Origin of the sequence: Paenibacillus sp. P3E (assembly GCF_001909045.1) — a bacterium.
GTDB classification, from domain to species: domain Bacteria; phylum Bacillota; class Bacilli; order Paenibacillales; family Paenibacillaceae; genus Paenibacillus_AQ; species Paenibacillus_AQ helianthi.
In genome coordinates this window covers 1-12,600 of the sequence record NZ_LVWH01000185.1, presented here as the reverse complement: position 1 = coordinate 12,600, position 12,600 = coordinate 1, and the positions used below count along the sequence as shown (strand labels likewise).

At 49.9% G+C, this 12,600-nt stretch carries 9 protein-coding genes; 2 read left to right on the top strand and 7 right to left on the bottom strand.

Going from position 1 to position 12,600, the window contains the following annotated elements:
- Positions 1 to 3: 3 nt before the first annotated feature.
- The gene (locus tag A3842_RS21195) at positions 4 to 579 is read right to left on the bottom strand and encodes a TetR/AcrR family transcriptional regulator (protein ID WP_143186335.1); all 576 of its coding nucleotides are present in this window, start codon (positions 577 to 579) and stop codon (positions 4 to 6) included.
- A gap of 263 nt (positions 580 to 842) precedes the next feature.
- Here A3842_RS21195 and A3842_RS21190 point away from each other — a divergent pair, with 263 nt between their 5' ends.
- The gene (locus tag A3842_RS21190; RefSeq protein ID WP_074083100.1) at positions 843 to 2,039 is read left to right on the top strand and encodes an MGDG synthase family glycosyltransferase; all 1,197 of its coding nucleotides are present in this window, start codon (positions 843 to 845) and stop codon (positions 2,037 to 2,039) included.
- A 139-nt stretch (positions 2,040 to 2,178) separates the two neighbouring features.
- Here A3842_RS21190 and A3842_RS21185 read toward each other — a convergent pair whose 3' ends face one another.
- The 3 genes from A3842_RS21185 to tnpB all read right to left on the bottom strand — a co-directional run bounded on the left by A3842_RS21185 (position 2,179) and on the right by tnpB (position 5,044).
- Positions 2,179 to 3,072, bottom strand: coding sequence for a cell wall hydrolase (locus A3842_RS21185; RefSeq protein ID WP_074102641.1), 894 nt, complete (start codon positions 3,070 to 3,072; stop codon positions 2,179 to 2,181).
- Positions 3,073 to 3,155: 83 nt separating this feature from the next.
- Positions 3,156 to 3,761: an RNA 2',3'-cyclic phosphodiesterase gene (gene thpR, locus A3842_RS21180; protein WP_074102640.1), complete on the bottom strand. Its 606-nt coding sequence runs from the start codon at positions 3,759 to 3,761 to the stop codon at positions 3,156 to 3,158.
- A 164-nt stretch (positions 3,762 to 3,925) separates the two neighbouring features.
- On the bottom strand, positions 3,926 to 5,044 hold the full coding sequence (tnpB, locus tag A3842_RS21175) for an IS200/IS605 family element RNA-guided endonuclease TnpB (protein WP_371916016.1): 1,119 nt from the start codon (positions 5,042 to 5,044) through the stop codon (positions 3,926 to 3,928).
- A gap of 135 nt (positions 5,045 to 5,179) precedes the next feature.
- Here tnpB and A3842_RS21170 point away from each other — a divergent pair, with 135 nt between their 5' ends.
- Positions 5,180 to 6,136: a D-2-hydroxyacid dehydrogenase gene (locus tag A3842_RS21170; RefSeq protein ID WP_074102639.1), complete on the top strand. Its 957-nt coding sequence runs from the start codon at positions 5,180 to 5,182 to the stop codon at positions 6,134 to 6,136.
- A 108-nt stretch (positions 6,137 to 6,244) separates the two neighbouring features.
- Here A3842_RS21170 and A3842_RS21165 read toward each other — a convergent pair whose 3' ends face one another.
- The 3 genes from A3842_RS21165 to A3842_RS33410 form a co-directional block, all read right to left on the bottom strand.
- A complete protein-coding gene (locus A3842_RS21165; RefSeq protein WP_074102638.1) occupies positions 6,245 to 8,035 on the bottom strand; it encodes a methyl-accepting chemotaxis protein in 1,791 nt (596 codons plus the stop codon).
- Between the two features lie 261 nt (positions 8,036 to 8,296).
- Positions 8,297 to 12,403: a glycosyl hydrolase gene (locus A3842_RS21160; protein ID WP_256701799.1), complete on the bottom strand. Its 4,107-nt coding sequence runs from the start codon at positions 12,401 to 12,403 to the stop codon at positions 8,297 to 8,299.
- 10 nt (positions 12,404 to 12,413) lie between these two features.
- Positions 12,414 to 12,600 (bottom strand): hypothetical protein (locus A3842_RS33410; RefSeq protein ID WP_256701797.1); only part of this gene is annotated, 187 nt, incomplete at its 5' end.

Sequence of the window (12,600 nt, the reverse complement as noted above, 5' to 3'; positions counted from 1 at the left end):
AAGCTACTCTGCCAACCCTTCTGCCAAAAAGAGATGAAAATAATTTTTAATCTGCTCCTTGGTCAAAGGCTCATGCACCCTGTTCAGTTCGGCCGTAAGCACAATATACAGTCTGAACATTACCAGCGATACAATCTTGGGGTCACAGGGCTTCACTTCCCCTTGATCCATCGCATGCTCTACTTCCCGCTGCAAATATTCGAGAACGACATTCTCAAGCTTGTCGAGACCTTCGTTGGCCTGGGGGGTGCCGAAATCACGGCTTTCCTGGGACAACTTGATAAACAGCTCATGTTCACTGCGAAATTCGAGCAGAGCATCGAGAACACGGTGCAGATTTTCAAAAAATGACCGTTCCCGTCTGATCTCCCGTTCGGCGATGACCTTCATATCCATCATCACTTCACGCAGTATCTCATCAAATAACTGTTCCTTGTTCGTAAAAAAGGTGTAGATGGTTCCTTTGCCGACATTTGCGATCTTCGCGACCTGATCCATTGTGGTCGCCTTGTAGCCGAATAATGAAAAAGACTTGGTTGCGGCCTGGAGCACCTGTTGCCTTCGATCTACCACAGCCACCTGCGCGCACTTCCTTTCTTCATGAAATAGGCCTGCCATACGATATGACTGTTTTACTATTTCGGTCAATCGGTCAATACCCACTTTATCACGTTGCTTCTTTGTTTGCAATACTTGGGTGAAATCTTTATTTTTTTTATTTTTGCAGTGTTTTAACTTTCTATTTACGTCTTATTTGTATAATGTGAGAAAAGAAGCAATATCCCTAGTATAATAGAAGAGAAGATTAATCCTACCTATGAAGGAAAGTAGCAGGTGAACTTATGCGAAAGAAAAGAGTACTGCTGTTTTCGGAAGGCTTCGGTACGGGCCATACAGGGGCAGCCTATGCTCTGGCCGAAGGAATAAAGCGTCTTAGCCCGGATGTACAGTGCCGGGTCATTGAGCTTGGCAAATTCCTCAACCCAACGGTCGCTCCCTGGATTCTTTCAGCTTACCGCAAAACAGTCAGCAGCCAGCCGAAGCTGGTCGGCATGATGTACAAAACCCAATATCATAAATCTCTGAACCGGTTGACCAAGCTGGCGCTTCACCGGATTTTTTATACACATGCCTCACAGGTCATCGAACAGCTTAAGCCCGATCTGATTATTTGTACGCATCCCATTCCGGCTGCTGTCATTTCCCGCTTGAAGCGGCAGGGGCTGGATGTGCCAATGTATACACTGATTACGGATTATGATGCACATGGAAGCTGGATCAATGAAGAAGCAAACCGGTACCTGGTGTCCACTTCCCGGGTCAAGTCGATACTTACCGGCCGGGGGGTCTCGCCGGACAAGGTTACCGTCACAGGCATGCCTTTACACCCTAAGTTCTGGGAGAGATCGAACAAAAAGCTGTTGCGGAAGGAACTGGGACTTGCTGATATCCCTACCGTACTGATTATGGGAGGCGGCTGGGGGCTCATGTTCGGAAAAGAAGTCATGAAATCACTCACCGCCCGGACGAATGATATCCAACTGGTGTTTTGTATGGGCAGCAACGACAGGCTTGTAGCTAAAATGAGGGCCAATCCGCTGCTGAACCATCCCAATGTGAAAATTTTGGGATACAGCAGCGAGATCAATAAGCTGATGGACGCCTCCGATCTGCTGATTACGAAGCCCGGAGGGATGACCTGTACGGAAGGCCAGGCCAAAGGCATTCCGATGCTTTTTTACAGCGCCATTCCCGGCCAGGAAGAAAAGAACTGCCAATACTTCGTGGAATTGGGCCTTGCCGAGGAGCTCGATTCAGATGTGGTGGATAAATGGTTCTCACTGCTGATGCGTGAATATGCCGGACTAGAAGAGCTGCGCAGACGGCGGGTCGCCCCGGATCGCCAGCAGCCGAGCCACTGCGCTGCCGCCGTCCTGCAGATGCTGGGCAAACCTGCAGCCGGAACATCTGCAGAGCTCCGGGGGGCACGGGTTGCTGCTCCAGCACGAAATGAAGAAGCCGTGTACGTTACTCCTTAAGCAAAACGATGGCCAATGGAAGAGGGTAGGACTCAAGCAGAAACGGTACCGGGCATAAAGCCCGGTACCGTTTCTGCTTGTAATGAAGCAAAGATGTCCCAATACCATTTTTAGGACTTCGGGACACCTGCTTTATCATTTATTTATAAAAAGTATGATTGCCGATCTTTTTGGCGTACTGCCTGGAATGATGCACCGTCAGATCTTGGGCAAGCTTAAGAGACAGGAAGAAATACGTATCGTCAGTCACTGCCTTGGTTCCGGAGAGTGCGGCGGTAACAGCTTTAATACTGTCCCCGTTGGGCTTCACGCGCTTAAGACGCCCGTTGGCCACAGGACTGAACTGGCTTTTCTGATAGATTACATCATGTATGGTGTCGGGAAAATTGGCTGACCGCAGCCTGTTCAGAACAACGTTGGCGACTGCCACCTTGCCCTGGTACGGTTCGCCTTCTGCTTCTGCCATGACGATTTTTTGCAGCAGTAGCAGGTCTTCTTCGGATACCGCGTAGCTCCAGGTCGCTTGACCTCGCTGCTCCTGGCTTAATAGCTTTGTCCGAGAGAAGAACAATTGAGTGGGGGGATGTTGCTGAATTGCCGTCTTTTGGGTAATTACGGTCTGGCTCCCCTTAGCCACCGCCGTCTTGGCCACTTGCTGCACCATGGGCGGAGTTGACTTCACCACAGCTGCCTTTTGCCGGAGAATCCCAGTCCTTACTGCTGTACCTTTCGGCTTCAGTATATCTGGACTGATCCATTCCAAGGTCTGCCTGATCCTCTGGGTATGGAACAGATTGGCGGCTGTGGTGTAGAGCATGGGTTTCGGGGTATTCTTTGTCCTCACCAAGCTAGTTGAGGCTTCACTGGTCAGGGTCAACGCCGAAGCTTGTCCGTTCGAGTTCAAATGATTCATTTGTACTGTATTTTTGCCCTTTGCGGTTCCTTCAGAACCAAGCAGGCTTATCGCAGAGAAACACACCAGAATAACGCCAACAAGCAGCGCAATACAGCGGTTTTGTTTAAAGATTGCCATTTTTTACCTCCTAAATTTACGGCACATTCCTATTGTATGTAACCGAAAATGGAAGCTTTGAAAACTTTCTTATCGATTTTATATCAGAAAAACGGTAATTTTTCGATCATTTCATACATAGGAATGGCATGCATCCTGGTAGCATACACCAAAAAACCATCCACCGTCCAGCCCGCTGTTCCATTATCTTCCTCAACATCGGGCAGTTGGGCACGTAAATCAGAAAGCCTCTCGATGCTGAACGGGAGGGTATCGCGGTATTTGCGGGCCAATGTAAGATGTGGTTTAAATTCTCTTGCTTCGGGTATGAAACCAAGAGGACGGGTAGCGGAAATCACACGCTTCTGGAGATCCGCCAGTTTATCCATCTCTCCGGAAACCCCCGCCCAGAGCACTTTTGGCGCTTCCAGGCGCCCAAAAGCTCCCCATTCTGTGAGGTGCAGTTGAAATGGCTTACAAGTGGAAGATACCTCCTTTAGAGCCTCAAGAAGATCAGGAATCAACGGCTTGGGTGTATCCCCGAGAAATTGCAGGGTAATGTGATAATCCTCAGAATGTGTCCATTTGGCAAAATTCAGCGTGGCAGACAAGGAGCTGCACTCTTTTCCCAGGCTCTTACATAGTAGGGAGGGAAGATTCACCGCGATGAACAAGCGTTCCATTTCAGAGCCGGACTGCTTACGATCCATTTCAATTTCACCTTTCAGGGTAGATTTGTTATCCTTATTCTATACAGAATCAGACAGCCCTAGTGAACTACACACCACCTAAGAGGTGGGTGCTTCTTGGTCAATAGAGCTACTGCTCCAAGTTTACCCAAGCTTATAGGCTAGTTCCTAGCCCAATCGTTGCCCTATGATATGGCTAATTGTAGTAAGTTTTTAGCTGCGTTTACATCTCTGTCATGTTGTACACTACATTCAGGACAAGTCCATTCTCGTACTGCAAGGTTTTTCACTTCTGCATTTTTGTAGCCACAGCAGGAACAACATTGACTACTTGCGAAGTGTTTAGGCGCAATCATCAATTCTCTACCGTACCATTCTGATTTGTAGGTCAGCATTTCTCTGAACAGGCTCCACGATACTTCGGAGATGGCTTTCGCTAATTTGTGATTCTGCATCATGTTCTTTACACGCAGGTCTTCCATCACGATCACTTGGTTATCGCGTATCATTTGGGTGGACGTTTTGTGCAAGAAGTCTTTACGTTGATTCGCTATTTTTTCATGAAGCTTGGCAACCTTCAGCCTTGCCTTATTTCTGTTAGTGCTCCCTTTTTTCTTTCTCGACAAGTCCTTTTGCAGCTTGGCTAATCGTTGTTCCGAATGACGTAGATGTTTCGGATTTACGATCACTTCACCATCCGAAGTTATCGCGAAGTTTTTTAGTCCCAGATCCACCCCAATTTTCTTTTCTGTTTTCAGCAGAGGGATTCGTTCTGTTTCCACCAGTACGGAAGCAAAATATTTTCCTGATGGTGTTTTGGATAGGGTGCAGGATTTGATTCGCCCGGTGAATGGACGATGGACCTTGATTCGGATTCTTGTCTTTAGTTTCGGAATTTTAATCGTTCCCTCTTCAATGGCTATCGTTCCGTTTTGATTGTTCGTTGTGAAGCTATGGTTGTTCGTCTTCTTGCTTTTGAATTTAGGGAAACCCACGTTCTTATCCCGAAAAAAATGCGTATAGGCTTTCTCCAGGTGGAGCTGAACGTTTGCTAATGCAAGGCTGTCCACTTCTTTCAGCCACGGGAATTCTTTCTTGTACCGGGCAGGTGTATTATGGAGCATTTTCTCCGTTTGTTGATAGTGTTCGATCTTATCCGCAAGCATTTTGTTGTAGATAAAACGGACACATCCGAACACCTTGGCCAGATATTGTTGTTGCTCGGGGTTAGGATAAATCCGGTACTTATACGCTTTATGTTCGAACATGCCACGCAACTCCTTTCCAGGAATTTCCGAATTCATTATAGCACAAATGTTCGCATGCATGGATGTTCATTTCCTTTGGATTAGAAAGACCGTTTACATTCATCCCACCACTTTAGAAGTGGGGGAATTATGACAACTTATTATTAAATAGTATAACGGGAGGGAACCATCTTGACGAAATCCATTGTTTGTTTGCACACTCTTTCACCACGGCAGCAAGAGTTAATCCGCGAAGCCGCTCCAGGTTATTCCCTTATACTTGGAAACAGCAAAGATCCCGATCTTGCCATGCTTGCCGAAGCAGAAATTGTTATCGGCTGGGGTAAAGGAATTAGCGACACGCTGCTGGAGCCCGAGTCTCCGCTGCGCTGGGTGCAGACCTGGTCGGCCGGGGTCGAGAAGCTTCCTCTTGATGCGATGGAGGACAAAGGAATTCTCCTGACCAACGCCAGCGGTGTGCACGCGGAGCCGATTGCAGCGGTCATTTTCGGCTTCATGCTGCTCTTTACCCGTAATCTGCATACAGCGGTTCGCAATCAATTGAACCGCCGCTGGCATTCGGAAGGCAATGAGAGTGAACTGACCGGTAAAACGGCTGTTATCGCCGGAACCGGTGCTATTGGCAGTGAGACCGCAAGAATCGCAAAAGCCTTTCGGATGAAAACCGTGGGAGTAAGCCGCTCCGGCAAGCCGGTGGACAGCTTCGATGAAGTTTACACGACTAGTCAACTTCAAGATGCTGTAGGCCAAGGCGACTTCGTGATCAATACACTCCCGCTTACCGAAGAGACGAAGCAACTGTTCGATGCTGAGATCTTCTCAGCCTGTAAACAGGGCTCTTATTATATCAATATTGGCCGGGGAGCCACAACCCATACAGAAGCTCTGATGGAGGCGCTGAACAGCGGACATTTGGCCGGTGCCGGCCTGGATGTTTTCGAGACAGAACCGCTTCCCCGGGAGCACCCGCTATGGGGGATGGAACAGGTCGTCATCACCCCGCATTGTGCCGGGGCCACGGACCGCTATGCGGACCGGCTGGTTGATATTTTTATAGAGAACATGAAATCCTATTTGAAATCAGGAGCCCCTGCACGCAATCTGGTAGACTACAGCCGCCGGTATTAACGGAGTAAGCAAATAACGGGTGCTGTCCTCTCCCAAGGACAACACCCGTTATTCAATGTTCACGAACAAGTTCCGCATCAGCAAAACATCCGCTAACGCTCCGCTCTGCTATACTTGAAACCGCGTCACTGATTCCTTCAGCTCTCCCAGCAGGGTTCTAAGCTGTTCTATCCCGGTTGCCACCTCATTGGTGGAGCTGACCTGCTCATGGGCTGATGCCGAAGTCTCTTCCACACTGGCCGCCGATTCCTGGGCCAAGGCTGAGATGTGCTGGCTGAATTCATTCATGGTTTCACTTGCCCCGGTCATCTGCTTGAGATCATTGCCCATCTTGTCAATGGTACTGGACATCACGTATACTGACTTGTTAATTTCGGCCAATGCTTCACCTGTTTCCATGATTTTGCGGCTGCCCTCTTCCGTCTTCTCCACACCGCTGCGTAATTGCTGAACCATTTCCCTGGAATCATCCTGGATGCCTTGTGTGATGCCGGTAATCTCCGAGACCGTCTGCTGCACATCCTCCGACAGCTTGCGCACCTCCTGTGCAACAACAGCGAAGCCTCGTCCGCTATCACCGGCTCTGGCAGCCTCGATTGCCGCATTAATCGCCAGAAGATGCGTCTGTTCAGAAATGCTGCGGATCGATCCCACCAGCCTGAATATACCTTCGTTCTTGAGATTAAGTTCTTCTACCGCCTCCATGGACCGTGAGACCACCTCGGCAATTTGGCCCATTTGTGCTACAGAGCTTTCCATCAATTCCTTACCTTTATCGCCCTTCTTCCTAACCTGCTCGGAATGCTCCGACAGTTCTATGCCTTTGCCGGCAAAATTCTCAATCAGCCGGTTCATGTCTTCTACAGCTCTGGATGCATCCACAGCCGCTTCGGCCTGACTTCCTGCCGCCTTGGCCAACTCCTCCATGGTGAGGGCAATCTGGGTGCCCCCTTCCTTGGTTGTAGTTACGTTATTTACCAAGCCTTCACTTTGTTCTGTAATAATCTGGGCAACGCTTCTGATCCGGTTGACGATTTCCAGAAGGGTCCGGTTCGTGTCATTCACTGTCTTTGCCAAGAGGCCGATTTCATCCATATTCCCAATAAGGGTATCCTCCGCAGTCAAGTCACCCCCGGATATACGCTGTAGATGGATAGTCACCTTCTTCACCGGGTGAATCATCAACCGCCGGATGAGCATGTTGATGCCCCCGATTACAATCAGTACCATCGCCAGCGTGATAAGACTCAGGGTCCAGGAAGTCTTGTAAATATCACCAGCCTGCTCTCCTTTATCCGCAGCTTCCTTTTGACTGGATTCCACAAGTTTCACGATATCAATCTGCATGGCGTTAAATGCGGCAATCCCTTTTTTCGAGACTTCCAGGGCAAGCTCCTCATCGCCTGAGCCGCTAAGCTTGATCGTCTGGTTGTTGATAGTCATATACTCATCCCACTTATCCTGGAGAGCATTGAACTGCTGCAATTGACCTTCATTCTTGAGGACAGCCTTATAGCTTTTCATGGTTTCAGCCAACTTGCGGATATACGAATCACGTTCCTGTTCAAGCTTCGCCTTCCCGGTACCCCCGGTATCTAAAATATGCTGCATGCTGACAGACATAATATGTTCTGTGTAGTAATTGATATTGTGGATCTGATTCAGCGCAGGAATCATCTCGTCGACGATTTGGCCTGTATTCTTCTGCATTCCTTTCATTTGAGACAGGGAGACGCCCCCTAGAACCATAACCAGAATGGCCAAGACTACATAACCGGAGGCAATCTTTATTGAGATGCTGCCTCTGACTTTTGCGACCCCCCGCTTCATGATCCCGCTATTCCACCTTCCCGAGGTACCTTTCTTCCCAAAACCTTTCTGCCTAAGCCTCTCAACCATGTCAGCGCCCCCTCAACCTTTGTGAAAACATAGCTTCAACTTCCAATTGTTACTTTTCATTTTCATAAATAGGCAAAACTATAGACTATAGTCTTTATTTCGGAAGAATGAATTAAGAATTTTATACTATGTAAGGTTCAGGAATAGGGAATTAGACATATTTGCAGGTGGACCGGGATTAGCTGGGCTATCCTCATTTATTGTATATGAATAGCCCCCGTGCGGCTGCACGAGGGCGATGTGCTGTTATGAAGTTTTTTGCTACTCCAGAATCATTTCATCGACATATACGCTAGCTGCACTGTCCGTAGAGAATATCTCCAAGCCCAGCGCGCGAACCATTGTCTTATCGATCTTGACCTTTCCGGTCCAGTCATATCCATTCAGATCCAGCGAAATCCATTGGTATTGATCCGTTAAGGTCACTTCATCCGTATTGGCCCAGTCCCAGTTCGCTCCACTTTTCAGGAACATCTTGCCCTTGGCCGTTCCGGATGAAACCCGCACGTGAAGCTTCAAGGTGCTGCCGTTGCTCAGGTCCTTATCACCCACGAAGTTCAGATCGAAGACCTTCGGGGCCTCCGCCTCAAGCGGATAGTCAGCGCTCAGTACCCCTTTGCCTCCGTCAGTACCCGATATCAAATGGCTTGCTCCCATAGTGTTAGCACCAAATGTCCATCCTTGCACAGAGCCTTCGAAGTCAAACAGGGTTCCCAGAGGCAGGCCGCCTCCGGTACTTCCGCCCGGCACATTTCCGGCATTCGGATCATTAACCGCCTTAATGTCGTCAAAGTACATCGAAGATGTCAGCTGCGTACCATCCGGTCTGGCATTGGTGTAGATTGAGAACTTTTGAACATCCTTCAGGTTAGTCTTGGTCAGTGTTCCTGTAGCGCCATTGGCCGGAACGAACTCACTGAACTTCGCAGTTACAAGTACAGCCTCGTCAGTGGTCGTGTCCGGGTAGTACTCGTAAGTGCTGCCGCCGGCATTGATCTGTATTACCAGTTTCTGCCCCTTGGCATCCGGCTTATACCAGAATTGAAGTGCATTGTAAGCGGACCAATCCACGTTAAGCGCCTTGGTCACACCTGAATATCCGCTCGTGCCCAGGGTATAGGTATACTTCATGCCGTAACTGCCGCTATGCTTATTCGCATCTAGCACCGTTTCGGTCGCATCTCCACCCGCATGCACAAATTTTGTATTCAGCGCCTCGTTACTGCCCAGATAGCCTTCGAAATCGTCAACCATTGCCGGATCAGCTCCGGTCTCCACATAGGTGCTGTATAATCCGATATTGTCGATATACAGCGGAATACTCCCGCTTGCCAGTCCACTGCCCACAATGGATACCGCAATATCATCGGCTGCCAGGAGCGCCGCTGCGTCAGTCAAATCAATAGTCGGTGTGAAATGCACATATTCCACGCCATCGATGGTTACTTTTGGCAGATCCGCAAAAGTGACCTGTGTCGTTCCGATCCCATACTTGCCGTTCCAATCCGGAGGCAATTGCACGACTGCCTGCAGACTTGCCTTCCCATTCTCCGGCTGCGCGGACAATGGAACCCATGCTTCCAGCTTGACGCGGGTCACATCCGATAAATACACACTGTCTATAACCGTTTTTGCAGTTTTGAGCTCCAGCTTCAGCTCCTGCCAAGTATCTGCGGGGTTCATCCCGCTTGCATTCACCTTCAGCACACCGCTGCCGTTGAACGAAACCGGCTGGGTGGAGTCTATTGCCGCCTGATAGCCGCCGTTGCTCTGAACACCCTCAATGCCGTTGTCGAATGTATAGACTCCAAGCAGAACTTCACTGATTTTTACATAAACCGTGTTCGTCTGTTCCAACAATACGGTTCCGCCTTCACCGTATACCCTCACCGTGACCGTCGCCATCTTACCGTTCAGCTTCGCGTCCGGGGACCAGTCTGCCACATAAAAGCCTGTTACCGGGTCCAGTACGAGCGGCATCTCCGCAGTAGATCCACCAATGGAATATACCACTTTTGACGGCTCCACATTTAGTACGCGAACACGAATACGGGTCGTCTTCTCCGTTACTGTCGCCTGATTTGCCGGAGAGGCAATGTGCATGAACGGCTGCTCCTTAGCAGCGGTAACTAGCTTTGTATAAGCACCGTTAATCTCGCCGCTGAACAGTGTGTACGCATCATTAAAGAAAGCTTTAAAGTCGGCCATCATCTGATGCTGTTCTCCAGAAACAAGCGGATAAGGAACATAAGAGTTCTCGCTTGGGGTAAAATCAGCCCAGGTCAGCATATAGGCCATTCGCTTGGCATCCGGACTGGATTTTAACGCCGTACTGAGACGGGTATAGAAATCCGGAGTGGAGTTGCCTGCCACCTTCATGTTCTGATAGCCAAATTCAGTCAGCGCGGCAACCTTGTGCTTCGTATCGGCAATCTTCGAGAGCGTTGCGGCCTCTGTCGCCACACCGTCGAACCAGCTTTGCCCTTCCCCGTTGTAGTAGCTGTCGAAGCCCAGAATATCTACATAATCATCACCAGGATAGGTTTCGAGATACTGCTCTTCATCCGTACCAAAACCACCGCCCGGAGAGTACGCATACAGGAAGTTGCGCACTTTCTTAATGTCCCGCAGGTATTCCACTGTGTACCGGTATAACTCTTTATATTGATCCTCTGTTGTAAAAGCACGCCCCCACCAGAACCAGCTGCCGCTCTGTTCATGGAACGGGCGGAAAATAACCGGAATGGGCTGGCCGCTGTCGTCTTTCAGACTGTTCGCAAAGGCCGCGATATCATCCAGAAAGGTGTTGAACTCGGCATGCTTGTCCCCGCCGGGCAGGATATGTGAGACGACAGAGCCCTTAAGGTCATAGAAATCGCCTCCGGTCACAAAGTTAGGCATATGTGAGCTGAGGGTAAGTACACCTCCCGATTCATAGGCTTTCTTCATACTGCCAACGAGGTTGCTAATACTGGCATACACATCCCCTGATACTCCCGGCTTCTCTTTGCCTTCCAGGCTGAGTGTATCCCAGCCGAACAGGGCCGGATGAGCACCAACGGCATTTTTCACATCGGATTCCGTTCCGTCAAGCTTCTTGATGGATTGGCCTTCGTCGGTTACGTGCTGCTGCCCGAAAAGGGTGCCTGTTCCTCTGATATCTTCCAGATAAGCGAACAGTGACCGGGTCGCAGACGATGCATCTGCATCTGCCAAATTCACGAGACGCGGGGACGGTTCGGTTCCCCCGTTACCGCTGCTTGGAGCAGGTGTGACCACCGGGCTGCTTGGTACCGGTGTTACAGATGGATTGCCAGGCGAAGCTGTGGCAACCGGCTGGCTTGGAGCCGGAGTACTGCCCGCTGCGGTCCACGCCGTAGCCACTCCGCCCTTAACACTATAGATTCCGGCCGCCAGAGGCTGGCCGTTCAGGACAACGGATGCTGCGCGGACGTCTAGCTTGCTGATCGTTCCCTTGCCTGCCAGAGAAGTGCCTGCAGCACCGCTGCCGATTACAAGTTCGGAAATCACCGCATTCTCGGCCACCTCAATAATAGAAGCGCTTTCAATTCCCATCCGGCTTACAGTTGTAGCGCCCTCGTCTGCGATACGCACTTTACCTTCCGGCCGGTTGACATTCACTGCAGCCAGCTTGGAATGATTGAAATGAATGGAGTTCTCTCCGCCTCCAGCAGTATATACGGAACCTGTCACGGTTACATTCTCCAAGGTGGCTTCACCGCTGCTGATGCCGGGCGCCAAATATAAATTGCCCGAAATCACACTGTCTTTGAGCACAGCACCTGTGTGGTTGATCAGGACATTGCCCTGAATAGCACCGCCGGTAACCGTTCCGGACGTGTTAATGTAACGGCTGACCAGTCTGTCAACGATGCTCACCAGCTCAGCCCGGGTAATGGGAATGTCCGGACGGAAGCTGCCGTCAGGATATCCGCTAAGCGTTCCGTTCAGCGCTTGAACGGCTTCCCTGGCATAGCCGCTGATAGTGCTACTGTCCGTGAAAGCGGCAGATGCCGCACCAGTATTTGGCTTTAACGAGAACACTGCTGCAAAAAGAGCGGCGGCATCCTGACGGGTGACTTTTGTATCCGCTTTCGCTTTGTTGTCCGGGAAGCCTTTATAATAACCGGCCTGTTTGGCGATAGACAGATCCTTGGCATACCAGACTCCTGCCGGTACATCTGCAAAGGGGTTCACCGCCGCAGCGCTGAATCCGAAGAGCTTATTCACCATGCTGGCCAGCTCAGCCCGGGTCACCTGATTATCCGGCCGGAATGATCCGTCAGGGTAACCCTGAACCACACCGTTTTCCTGCCACTTTGCAATACTGTCCTTGGCCCAGTGCATTCCCATCTTCTCATCCGCCTTGCCGCTTGCAAGCGCAGGAGCCGCCATCGAAATCAGCATGATGGAGGTGAGGAGCAGCGTGAACCCTTTTTTGAATCTCTTCATCCATTTGTCCTCCTTTTGTGTAAGGGTTTTCATTTTTACGAAGAAACATAATAACTACATTGGCAATATTAGCACTACAACCATAAATAAAC